Source organism: Tautonia rosea (assembly GCF_012958305.1).
GTDB classification, from domain to species: domain Bacteria; phylum Planctomycetota; class Planctomycetia; order Isosphaerales; family Isosphaeraceae; genus Tautonia; species Tautonia rosea.
On record NZ_JABBYO010000016.1, the window covers coordinates 1 to 23710 of the forward strand.

General features: G+C 58.9%; 20 protein-coding genes. 13 read left to right on the forward strand and 7 right to left on the reverse strand.

Annotation, left to right across the window (positions count from 1 at the left end; all coding sequences use genetic code 11):
- Window positions 1-55 precede the first annotated feature (55 nt).
- Genes HG800_RS22205 through HG800_RS22215 form a run of 3 tightly spaced genes read left to right on the forward strand, consistent with a single transcriptional unit; the run spans window position 56 to window position 3893 of the window.
- On the forward strand, window positions 56-1513 hold the full coding sequence (locus tag HG800_RS22205) for a DUF1501 domain-containing protein (protein WP_169979665.1): 1458 nt from the start codon (window positions 56-58) through the stop codon (window positions 1511-1513).
- A 22-nt stretch (window positions 1514-1535) separates the two neighbouring features.
- Window positions 1536-2945 (forward strand): hypothetical protein, encoded by a 1410-nt coding sequence (locus HG800_RS22210; RefSeq protein WP_169979667.1) that lies wholly within the window; start codon window positions 1536-1538, stop codon window positions 2943-2945.
- Between the two features lie 48 nt (window positions 2946-2993).
- Window positions 2994-3893 carry an NAD-dependent epimerase/dehydratase family protein gene (locus HG800_RS22215; protein ID WP_169979669.1) on the forward strand — a complete coding sequence of 300 codons (900 nt, stop codon included), beginning with the start codon at window positions 2994-2996 and terminating at the stop codon, window positions 3891-3893.
- A gap of 12 nt (window positions 3894-3905) precedes the next feature.
- On the opposite strand, the gene HG800_RS22220 is transcribed toward HG800_RS22215, so the two are convergent.
- The 4 genes from HG800_RS22220 to HG800_RS22235 form a co-directional block, all read right to left on the reverse strand.
- Window positions 3906-4601 (reverse strand): class I SAM-dependent methyltransferase, encoded by a 696-nt coding sequence (locus HG800_RS22220; RefSeq protein WP_169979671.1) that lies wholly within the window; start codon window positions 4599-4601, stop codon window positions 3906-3908.
- A gap of 106 nt (window positions 4602-4707) precedes the next feature.
- Window positions 4708-5367: an MOSC domain-containing protein gene (locus HG800_RS22225; protein WP_169979673.1), complete on the reverse strand. Its 660-nt coding sequence runs from the start codon at window positions 5365-5367 to the stop codon at window positions 4708-4710.
- The gene (locus HG800_RS22230) at window positions 5364-6704 is read right to left on the reverse strand and encodes a PhoPQ-activated pathogenicity-related family protein (RefSeq protein WP_169979675.1); all 1341 of its coding nucleotides are present in this window, start codon (window positions 6702-6704) and stop codon (window positions 5364-5366) included. The genes HG800_RS22225 and HG800_RS22230 overlap by 4 nt, the downstream gene beginning before the upstream one ends.
- A 202-nt stretch (window positions 6705-6906) precedes the next feature.
- Window positions 6907-7548, reverse strand: coding sequence for a hypothetical protein (locus tag HG800_RS22235; protein WP_169979677.1), 642 nt, complete (start codon window positions 7546-7548; stop codon window positions 6907-6909).
- Window positions 7549-7952: 404 nt separating this feature from the next.
- On the opposite strand from HG800_RS22235, the gene HG800_RS22240 reads away from it, so the two are divergent.
- On the forward strand, window positions 7953-8702 hold the full coding sequence (locus tag HG800_RS22240) for an RNA polymerase sigma factor (RefSeq protein WP_169979679.1): 750 nt from the start codon (window positions 7953-7955) through the stop codon (window positions 8700-8702).
- Here the strand turns inward: HG800_RS22240 and HG800_RS22245 are convergent.
- Window positions 8692-10119, reverse strand: coding sequence for an enolase C-terminal domain-like protein (locus HG800_RS22245; protein WP_169979681.1), 1428 nt, complete (start codon window positions 10117-10119; stop codon window positions 8692-8694). The genes HG800_RS22240 and HG800_RS22245 overlap by 11 nt on opposite strands.
- 304 nt (window positions 10120-10423) lie before the next feature.
- Between HG800_RS22245 and HG800_RS22250 the strand changes: the two genes are divergently transcribed.
- The 3 genes from HG800_RS22250 to HG800_RS22260 all read left to right on the forward strand — a co-directional run bounded on the left by HG800_RS22250 (window position 10424) and on the right by HG800_RS22260 (window position 12657).
- Complete coding sequence (locus HG800_RS22250) at window positions 10424-11026, forward strand: CPBP family intramembrane glutamic endopeptidase (RefSeq protein WP_169979683.1); 603 nt, start codon at window positions 10424-10426, stop codon at window positions 11024-11026.
- The gene (locus HG800_RS22255) at window positions 11023-12150 is read left to right on the forward strand and encodes a hypothetical protein (RefSeq protein ID WP_169979685.1); all 1128 of its coding nucleotides are present in this window, start codon (window positions 11023-11025) and stop codon (window positions 12148-12150) included. The genes HG800_RS22250 and HG800_RS22255 overlap by 4 nt, the downstream gene beginning before the upstream one ends.
- A 126-nt stretch (window positions 12151-12276) precedes the next feature.
- The gene (locus tag HG800_RS22260; RefSeq protein WP_169979687.1) at window positions 12277-12657 is read left to right on the forward strand and encodes a hypothetical protein; all 381 of its coding nucleotides are present in this window, start codon (window positions 12277-12279) and stop codon (window positions 12655-12657) included.
- A gap of 27 nt (window positions 12658-12684) precedes the next feature.
- Here HG800_RS22260 and HG800_RS22265 read toward each other — a convergent pair whose 3' ends face one another.
- On the reverse strand, window positions 12685-12855 hold the full coding sequence (locus HG800_RS22265) for a hypothetical protein (protein WP_169979689.1): 171 nt from the start codon (window positions 12853-12855) through the stop codon (window positions 12685-12687).
- A 240-nt stretch (window positions 12856-13095) separates the two neighbouring features.
- On the opposite strand from HG800_RS22265, the gene HG800_RS22270 reads away from it, so the two are divergent.
- The 3 genes from HG800_RS22270 (at window position 13096) to HG800_RS22280 (ending at window position 18725) form a co-directional block, all read left to right on the forward strand.
- Window positions 13096-16155 (forward strand): hypothetical protein, encoded by a 3060-nt coding sequence (locus tag HG800_RS22270; RefSeq protein ID WP_169979691.1) that lies wholly within the window; start codon window positions 13096-13098, stop codon window positions 16153-16155.
- 384 nt (window positions 16156-16539) lie between these two features.
- Window positions 16540-17283: a hypothetical protein gene (locus tag HG800_RS22275; protein WP_169979693.1), complete on the forward strand. Its 744-nt coding sequence runs from the start codon at window positions 16540-16542 to the stop codon at window positions 17281-17283.
- 182 nt (window positions 17284-17465) lie between these two features.
- Window positions 17466-18725, forward strand: coding sequence for a pyridoxal phosphate-dependent aminotransferase (locus HG800_RS22280; protein WP_169979695.1), 1260 nt, complete (start codon window positions 17466-17468; stop codon window positions 18723-18725).
- 5 nt (window positions 18726-18730) lie between these two features.
- Here the strand turns inward: HG800_RS22280 and HG800_RS22285 are convergent, their stop codons facing one another.
- Window positions 18731-19987, reverse strand: coding sequence for an efflux RND transporter periplasmic adaptor subunit (locus HG800_RS22285; RefSeq protein WP_235963883.1), 1257 nt, complete (start codon window positions 19985-19987; stop codon window positions 18731-18733).
- Window positions 19988-21169: 1182 nt separating this feature from the next.
- Here HG800_RS22285 and HG800_RS22290 point away from each other — a divergent pair.
- The 3 genes from HG800_RS22290 to HG800_RS22300 all read left to right on the forward strand — a co-directional run bounded on the left by HG800_RS22290 (window position 21170) and on the right by HG800_RS22300 (window position 23664).
- The gene (locus HG800_RS22290) at window positions 21170-21796 is read left to right on the forward strand and encodes a superoxide dismutase (RefSeq protein ID WP_169979699.1); all 627 of its coding nucleotides are present in this window, start codon (window positions 21170-21172) and stop codon (window positions 21794-21796) included.
- 425 nt (window positions 21797-22221) lie between these two features.
- Entirely contained in the window at window positions 22222-22827 is a 606-nt protein-coding gene (locus tag HG800_RS22295; RefSeq protein ID WP_169979701.1) for a hypothetical protein, read from the forward strand.
- 72 nt (window positions 22828-22899) lie between these two features.
- Window positions 22900-23664, forward strand: coding sequence for an RluA family pseudouridine synthase (locus HG800_RS22300; protein ID WP_169979703.1), 765 nt, complete (start codon window positions 22900-22902; stop codon window positions 23662-23664).
- Window positions 23665-23710 lie beyond the last annotated feature (46 nt).

The window sequence follows — 23710 nt, forward strand, 5'->3', positions numbered from 1 at the left end:
CGATTGAAGGCACGTGGTATGCCTTCGACTGCCAGCGCTGAAGGGAGCATGGTCGATGCCGCACGACCGACCAAATCTTGAGACTCTTCCCGTTACTCGTCGCGAGCTTCTCTGCCGATCCGGCATGGGGTTTGGGGCGATGGCCCTCGGCGGCCTCTTGACTGAATCGGGAGTGCTGGCCCATTCGCAGCAAGCAGATGCGACCGTGCAATCGTCGCTTGCACCCAAGGTTCCTCCCTTGGTTCCTCGTGCCAAGCGGATTATTCATTTATTTATGAATGGTGGACCTTCGCAGGTTGACACGTTTGACCCGAAGCCGATGCTTTCCCGGTACGCTGGGAAAGAACTTCCCACCGAGAACCTCCGGACCGAACGTCGTACTGGAGCGGCCCTTGGCTCTCCGTTCAAGTTCAAGAAGTTCGGGGAGAGCGGAATCGAGGTGAGCGAGCTTTTCACAAACGTTGCCGAGTGCATCGACGACCTCTGCGTGATTCGTTCCATGCATGCAGATGTTCCGAATCATGAGCCTTCTCTGATGCTCATGAATTGCGGCGATGCGCGATTGCCACGACCGAGTGTTGGCTCATGGGTGCTTTATGGGTTGGGAACGGAGAATCAGAATCTTCCAGGATTTGTGGTCCTCTGTCCGGGAGGATATCCGATCGCCGAGTCCTCGAACTGGAAGTCGGCCTTCTTGCCCGGAATTTATCAAGGAACTCACATTGATCCGAATCACACGAGTATTGATAAGCTTATTGAATACATCAAGAATGATCGGCTCGCGACACCGGCACAGCGAGCTCAACTCGATCTGCTCGCAGCGTTGAACCAGCAGCATCTGGAACGCCGTCAGCGCGATGCCGAACTGGAAGCCCGTATCCAGTCGTTTGAACTGGCCTTTCGCATGCAATCAGAGGCAGCTGATGCGTTTGATGTCTCGCGGGAGCCGGAGCACGTCCGCCAGCGTTATGGGGAAGGAGTTCATGGAAGGCAGTTACTCATCGCACGTCGTTTGCTCGAACGTGGTGTTCGCTATCTTCAGGTGTATCACGGCAACGGTCAGCCCTGGGATAACCACGACGACATCGAGGATGGGCATCGTCGGCTTGCGGGTCAGTGCGATCGGCCGATTGCGGCCTTGATCAAAGACCTCAAGGAACGAGGAATGCTTGATGAGACCCTGGTGATCTGGGGAGGAGAGTTTGGACGGACCCCAACCGTCGAGCTCCCCACCCCCGGAGCTAACGCTGGCAAGATGAATGGCCGGGACCACAATCATTACGGGTTCACCATGTGGATGGCCGGAGGTGGTGTCAAGGGAGGGCATGTTCACGGCGCAACCGACGAGTTCGGCTTCAAGGCGGTCGAAAACCCTGTGCATATTCACGATCTGCACGCCACCATTCTCTTCCTGCTCGGTTTCGACCACGAACAATTCACTTACCGCTACGCCGGTCGCGACTTCCGCCTGACCGACGTTCATGGTCGCATCGTGCACGAGATCATCGCCTGACCTACTCAACCAGGAGTCGAACATGAGGGCGATTGTCCGTCATGGCTGTGGTCTGATGCTTGCCCTGGCGCTCGTCGTAATGGGATCGTACGGTGCCTTTGCCGATGATGTCGAAGGCATTCGACCGAGTCCCATCAATCCTTCCTACTGGGAATATCAAGGGGAAACCGTCATCCTCCTGGGCGGCAGTGACGACGATAATCTCTTTCAATGGGAAGAAGAGAATCTTCGAACCCACCTCGATCGACTGGTGAATGCGGGAGGGAACTACATCCGCAACACCATGTCCAGTCGGGATGAGGGAAACCTCTGGCCCTTTGCTCAGAGAGATGATGGCCGTTATGACCTCAATCGCCCAAGTGAGCCATACTGGAAGCATTTCGAAACCTTGCTTCGGCTCGCTTACGAACGAGACATCATCGTTCAGATCGAGGTCTGGGATCGGTTCGACTTTAGCCGCGAACCCTGGCTCGTCAATCCCTACAATCCAGCCAACAACCGGAATTACTCTGTGGAGGACTCCGGCCTTCAAGCGGAGTACCCGAACCATCCGGGTCAGAATGACAATCGCTTCTTTTTCAGCGTACCGGCTCTCGACAAGAACACGGTGATTCTCCCCTATCAGCATGCACAGGTTGATCGAATGCTGTCGATCAGCCTCTCTTATCCAAACGTTTTATATTGTATGGATAATGAAACCAGTGGTCGACCCGAGTGGGGCGTATACTGGAGCAATTACATTCAGGAAAAGGCTCGGCAACACGGAGTGACGGTCCACACGACCGAGATGTGGGACCCCTGGAATCTCTCCCATCCGATGCATCGCAACACGATCGACCATCCCGATCAATACACGTTTGTCGATATTTCTCAAAACAATCATCAGCGCGGTCAGTCCCACTGGGACAATATGCAGAATTTTCGGAGCCGCCTCGCAGATCAACCGAGACCGATCAATTGCGTGAAGGTCTATGGAGCCGACACCGGGCGGTTCGGGACTGACCAGGATGGTCTTGAGCGATTCTGGCGGAATCTGCTTGGTGGGCTCGCCTCAACGCGTTTTCATCGTCCCGACTCCGGCCAGGGCTTGAATGATCGTGCTTTGCAGCATCTCCGATCGGCTCGGATGCTCGCCGAGGCTTTTGATGTCACCAGAGCCCAGCCGGATCATCACAGTCGATTGCTCTCTGACCGCGATGAGAACGAAGCGTATCTGACACGTATTCCAGGCGAACAGTACGTTGTGTTCTTCACCGATGGAGGTGGGGTCACGCTCGACCTCTCGAGAGAGGAGGGGACATTCACAATGCGATGGCTTGATGTCGGTCGAGCAGCATGGCAACCTGCAACCGAGGTCCAGGCCGGGCCCTCTCTTCCTCTTACCCCCCCGGGTGATGGTATCTGGGTGGGCTTACTGGAAAGCTTGCCCTGAGCGGGGTCGGCGTGACGCTCGGGGATCGACTGTCAGGAGTGTTTTACGATGCACCTTGCCGTCACGGGAGCAACCGGATTCCTGGGCCGATCCATCGTCTCGATCCTGGTCGAGCAAGGCCACACTTGCCGCTGCTGGTATCGAATGACCAGTGATCGCGGGGGCTTCGACGCGGTTGCCTCGTCTCTTGAATGGGTTCCCGGTTCATTACGTGACCCCGAGAGCGAGACGGCCTTGCTCAAGGGATGTGATGGCGTGGTGCACGCTGCACTCGACCGGCCCGGCTCTGGATTCATCGGGGCTGAAGGCGATCTGCTCAACTTCGCCGAGGCCAACCTGATGGGTTCGATTCGCTTGTTCCAGGCTGCAGAACAGGCTGGCGTTTCTCGATTCGTCTTCGTCTCGACCTGTGCGGTCTACGACACGATCCTCGACGATCGACCACTCGACGAAACCCACCCCCTCTGGCCAGGGAGCCATTACGGTGCGCATAAAGCCGCATTGGAAGCCTTTGTTCATAGCTTCAGCAAACGCGGTTTACCGATCTGCAGTTTGAGGCCAACCGGCATCTACGGCCTTGCCCGACCAATCAATCAAAGTAAATGGTACGGTTTGATTCGAGAGCTGATGGAAGGGCGTGATGTCACGGTTTGTCGCGGAGGCAAGGAAGTTCATGTGGACGACGTGGCGCGGGCCGTCGCCCTGCTGCTCGAGGCACCTGACGATCAGGTGATCGGGCAGTCTTTTAACTGTTATGATCGTTACGTTTCAGAATATGATGTGGCGTCACTCGCGCGTGATGCGGGCGCACCGGGGCGGGTGATCGGTGAACCCACGAGGCCCAAGCATCAGATTGAGACCGAGAAACTTCGATCGCTTGGAATGAGCTTCGGTGGCAGTCCGCAGCTGGAGCAATACGTTCGGTCCATCGTTGCCAGTATTGGGTGATTTCGCCTGAAGTTATTTCCAGGCGTGAACAACCATGCGGCCGAAGGTGCCGCGTTTGGCGCCAAGAACCGGATAATGAACATCGGTGACGGCCGGATAGGCCTCGATGCGGGTAAATCCTGCCGTGCGGAGCATGGCCTCAAGCGCGGGCTGGTTCGGTCCGCACCAGTTGGTCGGGTCGTTGGCACATTCCTCCGAGCCGTAGAACGCGATGGCCGGCCGCTTGATGTCGAGCAGGTCGACATGAGTTTCGAGGATGATCTGTTCGCGGGTGCATGCGGCGACCTGACAGATTCCGGCGAGCGGATTTGGCAGGTGGTAGAGCACTCCGAGGAACAAGACGAGATCGAATACGCCCGGTCGATCAGGGGTCATCTCGAGCACTTCCATCGTCACGTCTTCGACGCTGGAATTAAGGGCTCGACGGGCGTAGTCAAATCCTCTCCGCCCAATTTGGGGAGCATTCCAGACGCCGCCGTCAAGGGCCACCACTCGGCTGGCCCCTCGACGTTCGGCCTCGAAGGAAAAGAATCCGTCCCAGGCTCCCACATCGAGCACGGTCTTTCCCCGCAGGTCCTTGGGAAAGTGGATTTGTTCGAGTTTCGTCGCCGTATCATCAAGCCCAGGAGTCGTGATGCCATTTCCCAGGTCAATGCGGTGGAACCAGGGAATTGTCGTCAACTCATCGTCCATGAGTGTTGAGGGCATCGCTCCGCTCCCCTAGGCGACGCAGATCGAATTTCGGCCCAGTTCGGACCTTGATCAAGAGCCGGACGGTACCGAAAGTGGACCTTCAGAGCAAGGCGACTCGGAATCAGTCGTTCCGCTCCAGGTCTCGCAGGCGTTTTCGAAACGTCCGGAGCCACGAGGTAGGCAAGAGCTCCACCTCGACCGCTCGACGTAACAACTCAGGGTCGTGTCTCTCGATCGTCTCTAGTCGCGCGGCTTCGGCAACCGTGAAGTCGTACGGGGATCGAACAATCCGATCAATTGGATCGCCCAAGGCCACATGTCCCTCTCGTATCACCCGGAAGTAAAATCCAAACCGACCATTGGAAAGCATTCGCTTGACCATGTCCGTGCGATCGAATCGCAGGTTGAGCTTCCCGCAAGGGAGACGGGGTTGTGAAACCTCGAACTCGGCGTCTCCAATGCGGAAGCGATCGCCAATCTTGACCTCGTCTTCCCGCCACCCTCCTGAGCAGGTCAGATTTTCTCCAAACGCTCCCCAGGAGAGTTCGACGCCTGGCAGTTCGAGTTGCCAGGCGTCGTAATGCTCTACGGGATACGCATAAACGGCCTTGTCAGGTCCACCGTGAACTGAAAGATCGGCCTGTTGATCACCATCAAGATTTTCGAATCGAACGGCTACGGGCCCCTCAACAGGTCGCTTGATGATGGCGGTCGAGGTGGTCCGCCCCCGCCGTTGGAGGATTCGGGGACGGCCCACGTTGACGGAACAAACCCGACTCATTCGTCCGATTCTCCCGTGGCCGTGTCCTCGCTCGGATCGGCCCGGAACTCGTGAATCGGGGTGGAGACGTGGTAGGTGAGGCCATCGACCTCGTACGTGAGATCGAAGAACACCGCGATCGAGCCCGATTCCGGGCGATCCAACGTGTAGGTCCAGGACGAGCCTGAGTCGTCACGCTGGGATTCGACCGATTGCTTCGTGTATGAATCATCGCGAAGGTCGCGATCGTCCGATTGAGCCACCCAGGCGACGACCGATTTCGGACGAACGTTCGAATCAGTGGTCAACACGAAGCGGGTCGAGCCGTTCTCATCAACGGCCTTCCACTGGAACTCAGGAGCCTCCGTGTCGGTCGCAATGTGACGAACCAGAGCGCCGACGGCGTTGACGGCATAGTCACGATGCTCGTCAAGGCCGTGGCCAGCATTCGGAAGGTTAACGACGTACGAGGGTCCCTGGATCTTGTCCCAGTAGAATCGCATCGAGTCGTGGGTCCAGTAGCGGTCATTGGTCCCGTTGATTTGAACGACGGGGACAGTGATCCGGTCGAGGTAGAAGTACGGATCGACCATTTCCCAGAGCTTCGCGCCGTCCTCAGTCTCAAACGAGCTGGTCAAGCCTCGACGAGTGTAGTCGTCAATCTGCTCGCTGTACTTTCCCCAAAGGGCAAGTTGGTTTTTGGTGTTTTCCTTCATGTTCAGGGTCGGGATCACCATCGGAGCGATACCGACCACCCGGTCATCCATGGCCCCGGTAAGCCAGGTCGTCCAACCCCGTTTTGAGGCCCCTGTCACCACAAATCGCTTGACGGGTCGGCCGCGCTGATTCGCGTGCTCCTGAGCCGCATCCATCGCCTTGACAGCGCTCTTGACCATCGGTTGCAACAGGGGCCAATCCTGCTCACCGGATTGAAGAAAGTTGACAAATGTCTCAGCGATCAGGTCGTCTTCGTAACGATCTCCCAGCAGCGGCTGGTTGGGGACCTGCGGTAAAACGGCGACCCTGCAGCCCGCCGACCGGGCTAGTGCGAAGGCCAGGAGGTCATCCGTGGGCTTGTGCTCCGATCGGCTGCTGCCTCCGGTAATGAACAGCACCATCATGTCTTCATGATCGACCTGAGCCGGCTCGTAAATGCGAAACTGATGGTTCCAGGGATTCTCTCTCCAGGTCTGCGAGGTCAGCGTTAAATGGTGGACGGTCCCCAGCGCCGTGGTATCGTTTTTTGTCTGTTCCCAGGAGTAACTCGGATCGGGAGCCTCGACGTACGAAGGCAAATCGGCATGAATGACAGGTGTCATCAGCGCGATCAATGCTGGCACAGTCAACAATCGGCACATGGAGCGGAACTCCCTGAAGGTAGTCGAGTCAATGGATCGCGGGCACCCCAGAGTATAGTCTTATTCCACCGAAAGGTGCCCCTGAGAAGTCGATCCAGTCGGAAATTGACAACCCCCATCATGAGCTCGACCAGACGTTGATGCAACATGCCTTGCCATTCACTTGAGGTCATTCGGAATAGCCTCGAGCGTTGTTTGGGTGTTAGACACCTCCTAGCCGACTTGCTTGCATCGCCATCAGTTGTGTGAGGATGGGACGAAACCATTCATCCTGACACAAACGCACTGCGGCAGAGCTCCAGGCTTCCGACTCCGAAGGACCGTGACCAAGCAAATGATGGTCTTCGGGGTCAGGAAGGATCATCCACTCGCCGCTGGACTGACAACGGGCCAAGGCGTCCGGGAAAAGGGTTCGCACCAACTCCTGATCCGCCATGACTTTGTTTCCTTGCTTTGAGGTGCCTTGAACGGATTGAAGGCTGCGATACTGGAATTGAGCCCAGGATTCCGAGCCGTAACTCATTCTCAGTGAACCGGATCGGATCGCCGATCGCACCTGCCGAGCAATCCGATCCAGACCGAACTTCAGTGTCAGTTCCTCAAACAGGGCCTCGGCATGTTCGAGATAGAGGCCCAAACGTCCGGCCAGTTCTGGGGGGTCGCATCCCTCAGCGATCAAGAGCAAGGCACGACGCTTACGCAGCGGCAACCGTCTGCAAATCCTCGGCCTTCCCGGACTTCCGAGAATCTGCACCTCAAGCTCACTGTTGAGCCGGATCGTTCCCCGAAATCCGAGCTGGATCAAGGGGTGATCGTCTCCGAGGATCAAGGAGACTGTCTCCATTGTCCTTATCCCTTCGTGGTTCCGAGACGACTCGCCAAGGTACGGACGTTCCCCGATCGCCGCCCTGATCCGGTCGGGGGGCGATTCAACAACGACTCGACCTCAATCGGGACCATCCTGGCGATCGATGGCCCGGCGACCTCCGGAGCCAACCTCCGGTGCCGACTTGCGTCACACTCCCATACGTCGCCCCCCAGAGACTGTCAGAGCCTTTTTCAGATTTCTTTTCAGCGCGTTGGTCGACCTGGCGCAGCGGCCTCCATAACGACGTTGTCTGCCTCGTCTTCGAACCGGATTCCGAGTGTGAGCGCTCTTTCCAGAATCTTGGTCGATCTCGTAGACTCGACAAGTGTCTGATCCGATTTAGAGACAATCTAGGGCTGCAAGGCGAGGGAGGTCCTGTCATGCGAGACGAGCAGGCCCATCTCAGCCGAATTTCGACCGAGTGGGATCTGGTCTTCCAGGCACATCACGGTCCTCCCGACGAGGTTTCAGCCGCCCAGACGAAGCTCATGGTTCGTTATGCCGGCGCCGTTCATCGCTATTTGCTCGGGGCGTTGCGAGATCCGGAACTGGCCTCCGAGCTCAATCAAGAATTTGCCCTCCGATTCCTTCGAGGAAGTCTTCATCGGGCCGATCCAAGTCGAGGACGGTTTCGAGATTTCCTGAAACGTGCGCTCCGGAATTTGATGATCGATCATTACCGGAAGCAGCAGCGGGCACTGGGTTCAATCGACGGCCCTAATGTGCCCGAGCCAGTTGCTCCAGACGGCGGTCCTTCCGATTTCGATCAGCAATTCACCGAGAGCTGGAAGCGAGAGTTGATGGCCCAGGCCTGGGCCGCGCTGGCCAGGCATCAGGAACGGACCGGACAGCCTTTGCATACCGTTCTTCAGCATCGTGTGCGTCATCCGAACATGAAATCTCCGGAACTGGCGTCGCTGCTGTCGGCAATTCTGGGGAAGCCGGTCCAGGCCGGCTGGGTGCGCGAGGCGATTTCGAAGGCCCGAGACCATTTCGTCATTGCCTTACTCGATGGTGTGCGAGCCTCGCTTCAGGAACCTAGCCGAGAGGCGATCCTCGAAGAACTCGCAGACCTGGAATTGCTTGAATATTGCCGACCGACCCTGGAGCGACGCGGGATCATTCGCTGATCTCCGGCTTGTCCAGGCTCAGGGAATCGTACTGCCAGGATGCGGCCGGTTCAAAGGCAGATCGATCAGGCGTGATGGCGAAGCCAAACCCGACGCATTGAAGCGACCCGATCGAGAATCGGCCGTCTTGAACGATTGGGCCGATAAGTTGTCCCTGGCGGCCGTAGAGATCAGGATGAGCGTGCAGGGCAGCCTGGCGATCGACCTCAGGGAGATACGAGAGTCCCGGGTGATAGTGGTGGCCATTACGCTCAACGTGTGAGAATCCGAGCGTTGCGGCAAGACAGAGATCGGCCTGGACTGGGATCACACCTACCGAGCAAAGATCCTCACCCGTCATCACGAACTCTGACCTCCGTCCGCGATCGTTTCTCCACCAGATAAGTCCCGCATTGAGGATCGCCTTGGTTGGTCCTTTGCAGTTCTTGCTTGTGACTCCCCGATAGCCAAGTTCCATCGCCTGCCGGGCGGAATCGATCGTTGCGTCAGATTCGTCAATGATCACGGGTCGCCACTTGGACACGGCTCGGAGATCTGCCCCTTGATCCGCCCGGAGTGCGACCGATCGATCCAAGGGTTGCTCGATGACGAGGACATTTTCCCTCAAGGTTCGAAGGCGAGTGTCGGCTCGAAGGGAAACTACAAATGATCGAAGTACACAAACATCCTCATACAGTTCATTGCCATCGAGCGTCAGACGGTAATCCGCGCCTCGATGCCGTTCAAGCACTTCGGCAATCGATCTGAGTCGTTCGAGATCAGCCTCGGGATTCGCAGAAAGCTTGACCTTGAGATATCGAATCCCGGAGCGTTCCACATAGGTTTCCAGCGCTTGAGGCAAGCCATCATCGATCTCTTCGTTCGGCCTGAGCTCACAGACCCTCAAGGGATCGGCAAGCCCGACCGTGTGTCGCACAAAAACCTCGCTGCGAGGGGTTGCTGGGAGCCAGTCGGCTGGCCGGAGACCAGCCAGAGACGGCGCAACGCGACCAGGTTCGATGGCGAACAGGTCATTCCGTACGGCTTCGCCGAAACTCAGGTTTGCCACGCGGGCCAGGGCGTCCATCAGTGCTCGTTCGACCAAACTGACGCCGAACCCCACGAGCAGGTCGGGGTATCCTCGTCCCATTGCCTCGGATCGGCAATGGGAATCCGCCTCCTGCCAGCACTCGAAGAGTGTGATCGGCACTTTGGAAGCCTGTGCAAACGCGGATTGAGCCAGACCGATCCCGCCGATCAGGTCAGCAATCTGCTCGCGGTAGGATCGTCCCGGAGTCTTGTCGAACCAGCCAGGAGGAAGACAATCTCCCGACCAGCCTCGGTGCACGCGACCATTGACCTCAATCAGGACTTCGAGAATCGCCTGAGGGCATCGGCTTAACGTCGTTCTGCCATAGCAGAACGGCAAGCGAGTCACGGAGTTTCTCAGGCCGAGCCAAGACTCCTTCAAAGAGAATCGTAGGGACATCTTATCTCGATCAAGAACCAGGGCAGGGGGGAGCGAGCCACACGTCTTTTAGGTCGAGGGAACATGGTCAATCAAGGACCTGGCGTATTGAACTGGAATTGCGAACAATCCGAGCTTTCGGCTGACCTTCTCTGAGGGGTCGAGGCTCAATTCAACCTTCTCATCAGGGTTGAGGCTCGATCTGATGAACCTCCGGGCGACATTCAAACGGAAGGGGTGCCCTCAGGATTCGCGGTTCAGGCATTCAGCAATCATGACACCCTTTGTACGATTGGCATTGATCTTCGAACTTGGGCTTGCCGTCGTGGCCTTCGGGATCGGCTGGCCACTCGGAATCGACCCCTGGAGAACGCTGGAGCCGAATCTCAAGGGATGGGTCATCGGGATTGGCTCGGCTGTCCCGATGTTCGTACTTCTTGTCGTGTGCGATCGTGACGATTTCCCCGCGATGATCCGCATTCGGAGGTTGCTTGAACAGTTTCTCCTCCCACCGCTTCGAGGTTGTCGGTGGTGGGAGCTTGCCCTCATCGCAGCTGCAGCAGGTCTTGGCGAGGAAACACTCTTTCGAGGATTGCTTCAGGAAGCGTTGCTCGGGTGGCTCGGGGTCTGGCCAGCGCTGGCGATTGCCTCGATCATCTTCGGCTTGCTTCATGCGTTGACCCCCACGTACGCGATCCTTGCCACCGTGATCGGTGCTTACCTCGGGATGCTCTCCCTGATGACCGGAAACCTGCTCGTCCCGATTGTTGCTCACGGACTCTACGATCTGATTGCCCTGATTTACTTCCTCCGAACCTCGCCAGACGATACGATCAGGCTGTCTGAGCCTACCCCGCCGGAGGAGTTGCCTTCATGAGCCGCGTCACCTGTCAAATGATGATTCCCTGTCTGGCTGTCCTGGTGTGTCTGGGTGCCGACGATCCAAGGGAACTCTCGGAACGACCGATCACAGTCCGAGGCATCTACGGAGGTGTCCCTCGTCAGATCCTTGAGCGTGGCGAGACCCTGGCGGATTATGGCATCAACGCGATCTGGATCGGCTCGGGAGGACTTCGAAGTGAGGACATCGCGACCATGCGTGAGCAGGGTGTGCGGGTCTTCGCGGAGTTCAACACAATGCATGTTGCCTCGTTCCTCACGGAGCATCCCGACGCGACCCCGATCGGACCCGATGGCCGTCCAAGCCCTCCCCCCGAAGGTTGGCAAGGGGTTTGCCCGACCCATCCCGGCTATCGGTCGGATCGCATGGACGAGTTCCGCCGCGTGCTCCGCGACTTCGAGATCGACGGAATCTGGCTCGATTACCATCACGCGCACGCGAGCTGGGAGCGAGATAAACCGCTGTTGCCCGAGACGTGTTTCTGCGACCGTTGCCTCACCCAGTTTCAGCGAGAAACCGGACTCGATCTTCCCGACGTTCCGACCGCCGGACGGGCGGCGCTGCTCCTCGGCCCAATGAAGGAGCACTGGGTTCAGTGGCGATGCGACGTCTTTACCGACTGGGTCCGAGCTTTTCGAGCCATCCGAGACGAAACCCGACCCGAGGCGCTGCTGGGAACGTTCCATTGCCCCTGGTCCGACTCGGACTACAACAACGCCATTCGGAACTCGCTAGCCATCGACCTGAAGGCTCAGGCCCCACTCTTCGATGTGCTCAGTCCGATGCCCTATCACGCTCGATTCGGTCACGCGGACGATCGTGCCTGGATTTCTCGGCAAACGGCCTGGCTCGGTGAGTTTCTGGGAATTTCCGGGGCCCCCAACGATCGGATCGTCATCTGGCCGATCGTCCAACTCTCCGACTGGGGAGCGTCGGTTTCCCCCGAGGATGTAACTGACGTGCTCGACCACGGAACCCGAGGTCCCTCGACCGGTGTCATGGTCTTCGCCTGGAGTGGACTTCAGCAAGATTGGGACAAGGTCAAGAAACTTGGTGAGTTCTACCGTAAGCTGGCCCGCAACTCGTCTGGAGCGGATTGAGATTGCAGGCAGGGGATTGTTTTCGAGGGAAGGGTGAGAACCTAAGCCTCTTGTCCGTTGTTGATTGCTTGCTCCTGGCCTCTCAATTTCATTGAGTTCCGCCACGATCCGTGGAGAGATCAATTCATGAGCCCGACCGCTGACACGACAGGCCCTGGAGCCTCCGAGCGGTCGAGTCGGCTTGGCCCGAGCCTCTCCGTACTTGGTCTCGCGCTTTGGGTCGTGACAATCGCGCTCTATGTGCTGTTGAAGCCCGCGCCGAGTGTTCCGGGAGCACCGTTTCGTCAGGAAACGGCCGTTCAGTTATTGCTTTCGCTCGTACTCTCCGGGCTCGGGGTCTTTGCCGCATCAATCGTCGCGGCACTTGGGCTCTTTCTGAGCCTGAGCGAGCGTCGGAATCGGCCGGGATCGCGGGCCACCCGTGGAGTTGTGCTTGGGGCGATCGGTGTCGCGGCCCTGGGAATCGTCGTCGTCGAGATCCTCCGGGTCGCCTTGGAACGAAGCTGACTACTCTGCGGTGGTTCGGCGGCGATCTCAGGAGTCTGCTCCACCCCCGAATTGCGATCGATCGAGCGTCTCGTTCGGAATGGGTTTGTTGATCGAGGCGAGAAACCCGTAATGACGGGCGAATCGCCACTGGCGATAGCGAGCATACCAGGCTCGACGAGCAGGGTCTCGTTTTCGCCTGGATCGTGACGCGTCCATAAGTGCTCTCCTTACGATCCCCAAAGAAGTGGGACCTCTCTTTCAGAAGAGTAGAGCAGTATTTGCCAATTCGGACAGAAAATCCTGGTGACTGGACAGAGAAACGCCCCGGCGCAACAATGATTCGGAAAAGGCCCTCGGTTCGACGCACCACGCCCCGTTCCGACTCTTTGTTGGCATGTCGGCTTGATCCGGGATCATGCGCCGGATCACTTGACGTGTGCGCCTTGCGGATCTCCAATGGTTGCCGACTACTATGAGATGCTCGGCATTCGTCCAGACGCCGATCGAGCCTCGATCGAGGAGGCGCTCGCACGCTGCCAGCCGAAATGGTCGGCCGGAGCGAGAAATCCGAAACATCGTCATACGTTTCAATCGTATCTCGACCAGATTCCCGCCATCCGCGCGGCCTTGCTCGGAGATCTCGCCACGCGATCGGGCTACGATGCCGAATTGGCAGCCCAACGACGGCTTCAACTCGATCGCAAGCTCGACGAACTCCAAAGACTGATTCGGCTTCGATCTGCCAAGGGAGGGCTCACGGTCTCCGATCGTGACCGGTTGAAGGCCGAGGCTCAGCGGCTGGGAGTGCCCGACGACGCCTTCGCCCGACTCCTTGAGCCGATCCCCCCGTTACCCGAGCGTCCTCCCGAACCGATCGAGTCGGTCGATCCCCCGGCCGACGTCATTGACTCGGCGACTCGAGGGCAGATCCGGCGGACTCTGGATCACCTGCGTCGCCTCGACCTTTATGATGCTCTTGGCCTCCAACGAGACGCCCCTCAGTCCGAGATCCTCAACCGAGCCGATGAGGAACGGCAGCGATGGCGGCAAAAGTCTCGCGTCTCGGCCGAGATGACTGCGTGGCTCGAAGTCATTGCGTACGCCCAGTCGCACCTCGGAACCCCTGAGGCCCGATCACGCTACGACCGGACCCTGGAACGCGAGGCGGAGGATCGCTTTCGGATGGCGATCCGCTTCTGTCTCGACGGTGAATCCCGAATCGCCTCGGGAACACGATCCGCCTTGCTCGACGAGGCTGCCAGCCTGGGAATCGCTCCCGATCGGGCCCTCCGCCTGATCCGAAGAAGCTGCCATGAGTTGGGGATTGTCGGTGATCAGGCTGTTCCCTCGGATCCTTCGCCGTCGAGTCCGATGCGATTGCTACGGTGTCGATCATGCCAGGGAGTCACCGAACTGACGGAATCGGGTCGGAACACCCGGTCCTGTCGTCATTGCGGCGATTCGCTTCGATGGGAATGCCCGATTTGCCACCGGGATCATTGGGTTGATGAACCGCGATGCCCTTGTGGGTTTCGCCTGGAACTCCGCGAGCCGATGCTGCAACATTTCGAGGCGGCGCAGCGAGCCCACAAGGCTCGTGACTATGCCTCGGCTCTGGCCCATTTGCACCGCATTCAGGAGTTCGCCCCCGACCATCCCGGCACTCGGAAGGCCGTCGAGAAAGTCAAGGAACGACTCGCGCAGATCGAACAAACTCGATCCACCTTTGAGCAAGACCTGGCCCGCAGGCATCTGGTCGCTGCACAGATCGCCCTTCGGAAATGGGCTGCCCTGGTTGATCCGACCGATCCTGAAGTCCGCTCGGCCTTTGCCGAGGTCAATCGGGGACTCCGCGAGGCAAGGTCGCTGACCGCTCGTGGCGTGTCGTTGATCGGGACGGACCCGAACCAGGCCCGCTTGCTTCTTCAACGCGCCCTGCAATGGTCGGTTGATCTGACTGAGGCCGCAGAAGCTCTCCGTCGCTGTCCCCCCGATCCGCCCTTTGAGCTTCGGGCCGAGGTCGAACAGGATGCGGTCATGCTTCGGTGGTCGCCACCGGCCACCGACGGACTCGGACCCGTTTCCTTCCGCGTCGTTCGAAAGTCGCGAGGAATTCCCCATTCACCCGATGACGGCACACGGATCACCGAGACCCGAGCGACCCAGTGCAGGGACCCGAACGCAAGTCCTGGAGAAGTTGTCGGTTACGCCGTGTTCTCTCATCGAGATGGGATTCACTCGGTCGTCCCGAGCGGTGTTGGCCCCGTCTTGATCCTGGCTGATGTGATCGACGTTCGGGTCGAAGCCCGAAGCGGTGAGGTCGATCTGGCCTGGCGGCTTCCTGTCGGGGCGAGTGAGGTCCGCGTCGTTCGGAAAACCGGAAGCCCTCCGGCTCACCCGGACGACGGCACGCCAATCGACGCACTCCCCGAAGGAACGTGCGACCGAAACCTCACCGACGACACGGTTTATCACTACGTCATTTATGCCGTTTACCGAACTCCCGAGGGTAAACCGCGGCTCTCCAAGGGGATTCTACTTGCGGCAATGCCCCATCCCCCCCTGGCGGTTGTCGAGGCACTTCGTCTCGAACCGATGCCCGATGGAGCAGGGGTCCGAGTTTCCTGGGCCCCTCTGGAACGCGGTCAGGTCCGCATCCTCCGCACCGACCGTCCCCCTGCTGTGCTCGAAGGTCAACGGGTTCCGACCTCAACTGCCGAGGGATTGGAGGGGTATCGTTTACCGATGGCCGGTCCCGACCACGCGATCGACCGGAAGCCCCCCGCCTCGGGCCTCTGCTACTACGTCCCGCTTACCTCCTGGGGAGGCATGTGCACGGTCGGCCGGCCGATCGCCTATACCCACCTCCCCGACCCGAGTGACCTGCGAGCCGTCCGAATCGGTAGCTCGGGGCGCGTCCACCTTCGATGGCGATGGAGTCCGTCGAGTAACCAGACCCTGATCGCTTGCAAATCGGGAAGTCCTCCCCTGGGCCCCGACGACCCAGAGACCCTTCGGGTCTTCGTCACCGAGCTGGAGTACAGCCGGAGTGGTTACGCCTCCATTGACCTTCCTCCCGGAGAAATTGATCCCTACCATATCACGCTTTATAGCGTATCGGAGATCGATGGCCAGCAACTTGTGTCGCCGGGCCTTGAGCCAACAGCCCGGACGATTGTGCCGGGACCTGTCCCGGAAATCAGTCTTTCCTACACAATCCGACGACCACGATTGGCCAGCCGGTCCTGGACCCTCACCTTGAAGACCGAACCCCCGGGCGCTCCGATCCCGCCCTTGGTGCTTGTTGGCCATCCCCGGACTGTTCCCCTCTCCGCCGACGACGGTGAGATCCTCTCCGAGTTTCCCTCTAGCCGAGGCGGTGATTCGTTCCGATTCATCCCAGATGGACAAGTTCAATCCTGTCGCCTCCGCCTATTTGTCCACCCCACTGCCCCAGCCGATGAAATTTCCCCGATTCGCCTCCGTCATCCGGAGGCCGAACGGACGCGTGTCTGAATTGTCTCTGACCTTGATTGGCTCGGTGGGGATGGGTGACGGAATTCGATGAGAGAATCGTGCCATCGAGATGCTGTCGCGCGAAATCTGCACGCATGGTCGCATCATGTCGCGTGGAATCACCTTGGGATCACCCTGATCTCTCAATTCATTGCAACGTTAATCTCCAATTGAATTTGCGATCAAACCATTTTCCCGTCTCAACCGAATTGGAGCGAATGATGAAGGGGCAGCGAGGCGTGAAACGATCCGATTCCGTTACACAGCGAACGTGACTCGCTATAATGGTTCGGTTTGAGCACGGACGGCGACTCACGCCCGATCCCCGGCCGTCCCCGCCGGGAAAGTGAACCGGGCTCCCCTACGCGGCAGGACCAGACGACCATGAATCGGTTGCAATCCAACGCAGACGACTTTTACATCAACGTCAATCTGAACACGGAAATGGAGCTCCCGACCGCTCGGGACACGGTGCTGCACTTCTTTGAGCAGATGAAGAAGGGCTTCCCGGAGCTTCAGAACTTTTACACGAGAGAGAATGGCGATCTCGTCCTTGAAGGTGACAAGGATCGAGGAAGCTATCGATGGGTGGCAATCGAGCAGCGCCGGCTCTGTTCCGGATTCGTCAATCCACCGACCCCCGAGGACGCATATCGCCAGCACGAAATGGTACTGGACCTCGCTCCTCACCTCCTGACGATCAGTGTCCTGGACTGCGAGGCCCTCGACGTGATGTTCGGGTTCGATCTGACCTACGAGGGGAACCACGACGAAGTTGTGGCCGAGGCCCTCGGGATGGGATGGGGGCCGGAAGGGCTCGTGGACATCGCCGGGGGGCGAGTGATCCACTACGAGCCGTCGATCACGCTGGCCCTGGAGGAATCGTGCCGGTTGCAGTGCCGATTGAGCGTTGAGACACGGACCAACGCCTACCAGATCCGCACCGGCGAGTATCCCGAAGACCAAATCAGCGTCTACTTTACGATTCGACAGTACTGGGGAACCGGCCCAGAGCGAGGCTTCGTCGAGTCGTTTCAGCGCCAGTGTCAGATCGGCGAGGAGTTGGTTCAGCAACGGGTCATTCCTCGGATCGTCCAGCCGCTTGCCCAGGCGATTGCTTCGAAGTAAATCGAGAATCGATCGTTCTCTGACAAGTGCGCAGGGGCCTTGCCTCACCCCTTCAATCAACCGAGAATCTGAAGCGGTCTCCCTCCAGTTGTCGACCAACCGGGGTGAGGCCGCTGCCCTGCGCAGGTGGTTGCCACGGAATTGATCTGCCCTCTCGGCACCGACCCCCGGAACCCGTTGTCATGCCTCGACTCAGCTCTCTGGCTCAGAACTTGACGACCGAGACCGCGTTCAGCGTCCTCGCCGTTGCCCGATCACTCAAGGCCGCTGGCAAGGAAGTGATCGAGCTGGAGATTGGCGATAGCCCCTTCCCGAGCACTCCTCACGCCAAGGCCGCTGGCATTCAGGCGATCGAGGAGAACCGGACCGGTTATTGCCCGAGCCTTGGCTTGCCTGAGTTCCGCCGCGCGGCGGCAAGCTTCGTGGGGCGAGAGTTCGGGATCAAGGCCGAGCTAGACCACGTGATCGTGGCTTCCGGGGCCAAGCCATTTGAAACCTACTTCGCCGAGGCATTGCTCGAACCTGACGACGGAGTGTTGATCTTTGGGCCGCAGTTTCCGACGTACATTCCCAATCTTCAGCGCGTCGGGGCCCGGCCGGTGATCGTACCTCTCCGGGCGGAAGACCGATTCCGCCCCCGGCCAGAACAGGTGGCACAATTCCTGAAGAACGATCACCGCCCTCGCGCGATCTTCCTTAACTCACCGCACAACCCGACCGGAGGTGTGGCAACCGGCGAGGACCTGGACGCCATCGCCGAGCTTCTCCGAGGCTCGGATTGTGTCGTTCTTTCCGACGAGCCCTACTGCCACATGGTCTGGGAAGGGAGGCATGAGTCGTTACTCGCCCGGCCCGGCATGATGGAACACGTTGTCGCGGCCTATACAATGAGCAAGTCGTACAGCATGAGCGGCTGGCGACTCGGCTTTGCCGTGGCTCATCCTGAGATCATTCAGGCGATGGGCAAGCTGATCAACACCTCTGCGTCCTGCAGCCCGCCTTTCGTGCAGCTCGGAGCCTTGGCGGCACTGGAAGAAGACCTTGAGACGCGGAACGATTACATGGACCGCTTTCGTCGCAAGGTCGAGCGTCTGTCAGACGGTCTCGCAACGATCGAAGGGATCACCGTCGAACGCCCTGCGGGAACTTTTTACGTCTTCCCCGATGTCAGGGTTCTTTGCAACCGGCTTGGCCTGACCTCTCACGGTCTCGCGATGTTCTTGCTTGAAGGAGCAGACCAGAGCTTCGGCGTGGCCTGCCTCGGGGGCGAGTGCTTCGGTAGTGCCGGAGCCGGCTTCCTGCGATTTAGTTGCGCAGAGCCGGACGAGAAGATCGATCGGGCGTTGGAGTTCCTGCCCGAGGCCCTTACCCGTCTCGACCGAGCCCGTGCGTATCGAGAATCGCATCCCGAGCACGTACTCGAGCAGCCCTATCCTGGCTGATCGGATCAACGACCAGGGGGACGCGATTGGCCGAGCCTCTCGACCCGAGCCAGTTGATTCGTCGGCTTGGCGTCGAAAACCGGTGCGGGCAGGAGCAAGGGATCGGCCACAATTCGATCCCCTTCTGCGAGACCACTCAGGACCTCGGCATAACTCGGGTTGCTCACACCTAGGTCGAGCTGTTTCCAGGAAACCTCTCCGCCACGACCGGCGATTGCCGCATAGGGCTTTTTCTCGAACCAGCGAATGGAACCGACAGGAATCCGGGTCACTTCGATCCGATCACCGAGATGGAAGGCCACTTCAGCGCTGAGGCCGGGGCGAATTCCCTCGAAACCGCTCTCAATGCGAACGGTAGCCGAATAGAGCTTCACGTCCGAGACGAAGTTGGCCGGGGCCGGAATGGGCTTGATCTCTTTGATGGTCCCCAGAAGGGGGCGATCAGGAAACGCATCGATCCGAATGGTTGCGGTCATTCCTTCCTGAATGTGCCGGTATTTTGATTCGTTAATCTTTACCTGGACTTGCATATTTTCGGGATCGGGAAGTTGAATGACCGCCTGATTTTCTCGGACCGTGACTCCTTCGGCAATTTGATCCTCGACTCGTCCCCAGGTGTTGGTGCTTCGGGCATAAACCACCACGCCTTCGGATGGGGCGTAGAGCTGGCAGTTCTTGATAGCTCGCTCCAGTCGCTTGAGACGCTCATCTTCAACCTGAAACGCAGCCCGCTGACTCAGAAGGTCGGAGCGAACGGCTTCGAGCTTTGCCTCAAGGCTCTTCAGAATTCGCGTGCCGGTGTATTCAGTCAGACGTCGACGCATTTCCTGGGCGTTTTCGTATTCAATCTGCCATTGCTCGAAGACCAAGCGGTCGCCCAGAAGCTGCGAATCGGAACGGAGCCCCTGTCGAAAGAGATCTTGTGACCACTCGTAGGTTGAGCGGGCTTCTTGCTCCTTCGTCCGACAATTCTCTAGGTATTGATCCACGAGACGAATGTCTTGTAGGTAAATTCCGTCTCGATATTCGCGCAGTTCGATTTCGGCCACCTGGAAGATCGTCTCGGCTTGCTTGACCCAGGAGAGCGCCTGAGCGTGTCGGATGCGTTGAGTCGCCAGCTCGTCCTCGAAGGGAGCACTGTCCAACTCACACACCAGTTCGCCAGGTTTGACTCGAGTGCCTTCCTCGATGAGCCAGATGATTCGGGTGGAGCCGGCCTGTTCCTCAAACTCGCCGCCTCGATCCGACGAGTTGGGCGTCATCGTCATTGAACGATTACTGGACTGACCTGGCGTGCTCGAAGCCATCCTCAAGGGCATGTGAGGAGTCACTCGATACGAAAAGCTCCGAATGTTGGGTCGATCGGCCAGGGCCGAGACGGCTGAGCCGCCCCCTCCACCGAACCCGGAACCGCTTGCCCCTCCAGATCGTCCTCCACCTCCCGCCGAGCCGGCCCCTCCGGTCCCCCCGACCCCGCCTCCGACTCCCCCGACTCCGCTTCCTGTCCCCGCGACGCCGCCAGCGCCACCTCCGATTGTTCCTGAGCCTCCTCCCAGGTTACTTGATCCTGATGAGAAGGAGGATGAGCCACCACTTCCGCCGCCACCCCCGCTTCGCCCCCCCCCGAACGATCCGGAGCCTCCGGAGGGTCCCCCGACCGTGCCGAGGACTGCCTCCACTTCGCAATAGATTGTGGTGTTGTTGGCGCTTTCCAGTTCACCACTCTCGATCAGGAATGACCGCACGGGACCGCGATCAACGATCACGCTTGTGAATTGTAATCCCTCACTCTCAGAGGATAGCCAGGGGAACTTTTCGTCATTCACCCACCAGACGAGAATTCCCGAGCCCACGAGCGAGCACAGAAGAAGCAGTGTCAGCGCGATTCGAATCGCCTGGGAACGCCGTAGGTCCGAACGTTTCCTCGGTGCGGGGACATTGGACGACTGCCGAACGACCGTCGACATGCGAGCCTCTCCCTGAAGAACGGGACCGGACGATCGGTAGAATGACGCGTCACGATTCCGACGAGTGCCGGGATCTGAAGGTCGACTTGAATGATTGCGTGAAGAAGAACACGATCGGAGAATTCCCCTTTGAGTCATACCCGGGACATGACCGAAGGTCAAGCATCCTAGAGAACTTCGGGAGAATATCGGCGTTTGACGCACCCAGGAATGACCTGACGATCGGATTCGTATCCTAAGCCCTTTGGGCTGCTTTTCTTGAAGAGGGTTGCGCTCGGATCGATCCTGAGGGCGATGACGGTGATGATTTGAGCACGCGACGTGCCTATGCTATTCTAGCAAGCGATTGAAGCGGCCCGGCACAGAAACTGAACACTTCCCGGGTCGGTTACGTGAGCCTTCCGTCGACCCGGAATAGATTCGGACGGCTCGCGTTTCGAATTTCGACGTGCTCCGCACCTTGAGGAGAACTCCGTAATGGCCGACTATTCATTGCCCCCGCTTCCCTACCCCTCCAACGCGCTCGAGCCGCACATCGACGCCCAGACCATGGAAATACATCACGGGAAGCACCACAACGCCTATGTGACCAACCTCAATAATGCGTTGAAGGATCACCCTGATCATCAAGGCAAGCCGATTGAGGAGCTGATCGCGAACCTCGATGCCCTGCCCGAATCGATTCGGACCGCTGTCCGAAATAATGGAGGGGGGCATGCCAATCACTCCCTGTTCTGGACGATCATGCGGCCGAACGGTGGCGGACTTCCGTCTGGTGAACTCGCACAGGCCATCAATGACGCCTTTGGAAGCTTCGACGCGTTCAAGGAGAAGTTCTCCCAGGCCGGTGCGACCCGCTTTGGCTCCGGGTGGGCCTGGCTCATTGTTGACACGTCGAATCACGGCCGTTTGGCGGTCGTCTCGACTCCGAACCAGGATAGCCCGTTGATGGATGGCTCTGGCATCCCGATCTTGGGTTGCGACGTTTGGGAACACGCATATTACTTGAAGTACCAGAACCGTCGCCCCGACTACATCAGCTCCTGGTGGAACACGGTCAATTGGGCCGAGGTCGAGAAACGATTCAAGGCCGCTCAAGGCTGATCAAGATTCCGTCGGAGTCGGGCAGGCTAAGAACGCGAGACTGGCGAAACGATTCTGAGATGCCAGTCTCCCGTTTCGACAGAAGATGCCCAGGACAAACGAGGACGCCGCTGAGCTTGCTTGACGAGTTGCTCTAATGCCCCTTCTTCAAGCGAGCGTTCTTGGAGAAGGGGGTTCTTTGTTCCTGAACCAACTGGGTTGACCAAGGACGGCGATTCGGTATGATCTCGACGCCCTACGGGTCGGACCCACTGGGGCATTCTTTCGTCTGCGCCAAGCCTCCGGGCCCGTCTCGATGCTCAAATCGAGCCTTCATCTCGATCGACCCCACCCGGCCCGGTTGTACCGTGCTCATTCTAGCCCTTTTGCACTATGCGAAGGGGCCATTGACGCCCGGTACCTTTCAGGAAGGGAGGGACTTGCCGATGGATCGGCTCTTGTTGAAGCGTAGTCTGATCGCCGTGAGCGGTCTGGCTCTGATGGTGAGCGCAACGGGTTGCCGCGATCGGAACTTGAATGTTCCCCCGCCGGCGCATTACACGGATGGTGTTCAGAGCATCCCCGAAGCAGCTCCATATCCCGGTTATCCACCGATGTCGAGCGATTCGACGGCAATCGACCCCTACGCCAGGGCCAATCTCGGCACCCCTCGAACGTTTGATCCGGCGACGACACAAACCTCAGGGGTCTCCGAAGGGATGGGTCATTCCCCTGGCTCCCCGGCGGCTCCAACCTACGCTCCTTCGGCCGGTTTCGGCGTACCGCCGGTTTCGGGACTGGCGGACCCGGTGAATGCCAGCGGGCCGTTCGCCTCTCCCTCGTCGCCGAATCCTTACGCGGCTGACCCCTACACAACAGGAGCTGGAGCGGATCCTTATGCCGGTATGAACACCGGTCAAGGAGCATCAAGCTTCATGCCTCCTGCCGGAACAAACGGGGACACGTCACTGCCCGTCCCGAATCAGTTTCCCGGCCTCGACGGTCTGAACAGTACTCCTCCGATTCCGGACCGACTGCCCGAAATGCCTTGATTTTGGTTGTGGGGAGTCTTCTGATCGGCCGATCCTCCTCTGATCGCACTTGCAACCCCATTCCGGGGGGTGATGCCTCTTCTGATCGACGAAACGGCCACCCCCCTGGCGACTCGCCGTGCAGCACCCATGACCGACCCGCGTGATTCCCTCCCGACGATCCTCTTTGAAGACGTTCATTGCTTGGCAGTGAATAAACCGGCGGGGATCCTGACGCAAGGAAGGCCGCGTGAGGGAACAAGTCTGGAGGGGCTTCTGCGACGATATCTCGATCCGGACCAACCGGATCGAGTCTATCTCGCCGCCATTCACCGGCTTGATCGTCCCGTGTCCGGAGTGATGATCTGGGGCAAAACTCCCAAAGCTGCCCGACGACTCCACGAGCAGTTCGCACGTCGAGACGTCGAGAAACACTACTGGGCCATCGTGCCCGGTCAGCCGACGCCGGAGGAAGGTCTCTGGGACGACTGGCTTTGCGAGGAAGACACCGGGCTTGGACCAATCGTCCAGGTCTGCCACCCTGAAACGCCGCGCGTTCGGCACGCCCTTACTCGATACCGTGTCGATCGATCAGGCAGACTACCTGAAGGGTGCAACCGTCTGCTCCTCTGGCCCCGAACAGGCCGGACTCACCAGTTGCGCGTCCAGGCCAACGCTCGGGGTCTTCCAATCCTGGGAGATGCCACGTATGGCTCAGATCGACCGTTCCCGATCGGCATTGCCCTTCATGCCCGATCGTTGAAAATTCGTCATCCCATCCTTCGCACGGAACTTCGATTCGAGTCCCCGGTTCCCGAGCACTGGCGAGACGCGGGGATCGTGCTATCGGAAGATTGAATTGAGCGGCGATTGAGTTGGGAGAGCGAACCGAAGGATGGGCGCT

Excerpts from the sequence above, each read along its gene's own strand:
- HG800_RS22290 (WP_169979699.1), top strand. The coding sequence starts at position 21,170 with ATGGCCGACTATTCATTGCCCCCGCTTCCCTACCCCTCCAACGCGCTC.
- HG800_RS22220 (WP_169979671.1), bottom strand. The coding sequence starts at position 4,601 with ATGCCCTCAACACTCATGGACGATGAGTTGACGACAATTCCCTGGTTC.
- HG800_RS22235 (WP_169979677.1), bottom strand. The coding sequence starts at position 7,548 with ATGGAGACAGTCTCCTTGATCCTCGGAGACGATCACCCCTTGATCCAG.
- HG800_RS22275 (WP_169979693.1), top strand. The coding sequence starts at position 16,540 with ATGAATCGGTTGCAATCCAACGCAGACGACTTTTACATCAACGTCAAT.
- HG800_RS22270 (WP_169979691.1), top strand. The coding sequence starts at position 13,096 with ATGGTTGCCGACTACTATGAGATGCTCGGCATTCGTCCAGACGCCGAT.
- HG800_RS22255 (WP_169979685.1), top strand. The coding sequence starts at position 11,023 with ATGAGCCGCGTCACCTGTCAAATGATGATTCCCTGTCTGGCTGTCCTG.
- HG800_RS22260 (WP_169979687.1), top strand. The coding sequence starts at position 12,277 with ATGAGCCCGACCGCTGACACGACAGGCCCTGGAGCCTCCGAGCGGTCG.
- HG800_RS22285 (WP_235963883.1), bottom strand. The coding sequence starts at position 19,987 with ATGACGCCCAACTCGTCGGATCGAGGCGGCGAGTTTGAGGAACAGGCC.
- HG800_RS22240 (WP_169979679.1), top strand. The coding sequence starts at position 7,953 with ATGCGAGACGAGCAGGCCCATCTCAGCCGAATTTCGACCGAGTGGGAT.
- HG800_RS22210 (WP_169979667.1), top strand. The coding sequence starts at position 1,536 with ATGAGGGCGATTGTCCGTCATGGCTGTGGTCTGATGCTTGCCCTGGCG.
- HG800_RS22265 (WP_169979689.1), bottom strand. The coding sequence starts at position 12,855 with ATGGACGCGTCACGATCCAGGCGAAAACGAGACCCTGCTCGTCGAGCC.
- HG800_RS22215 (WP_169979669.1), top strand. The coding sequence starts at position 2,994 with ATGCACCTTGCCGTCACGGGAGCAACCGGATTCCTGGGCCGATCCATC.
- HG800_RS22250 (WP_169979683.1), top strand. The coding sequence starts at position 10,424 with ATGACACCCTTTGTACGATTGGCATTGATCTTCGAACTTGGGCTTGCC.
- HG800_RS22280 (WP_169979695.1), top strand. The coding sequence starts at position 17,466 with ATGCCTCGACTCAGCTCTCTGGCTCAGAACTTGACGACCGAGACCGCG.
- HG800_RS22205 (WP_169979665.1), top strand. The coding sequence starts at position 56 with ATGCCGCACGACCGACCAAATCTTGAGACTCTTCCCGTTACTCGTCGC.
- HG800_RS22295 (WP_169979701.1), top strand. The coding sequence starts at position 22,222 with ATGGATCGGCTCTTGTTGAAGCGTAGTCTGATCGCCGTGAGCGGTCTG.
- HG800_RS22225 (WP_169979673.1), bottom strand. The coding sequence starts at position 5,367 with ATGAGTCGGGTTTGTTCCGTCAACGTGGGCCGTCCCCGAATCCTCCAA.
- HG800_RS22300 (WP_169979703.1), top strand. The coding sequence starts at position 22,900 with ATGCCTCTTCTGATCGACGAAACGGCCACCCCCCTGGCGACTCGCCGT.
- HG800_RS22230 (WP_169979675.1), bottom strand. The coding sequence starts at position 6,704 with ATGTGCCGATTGTTGACTGTGCCAGCATTGATCGCGCTGATGACACCT.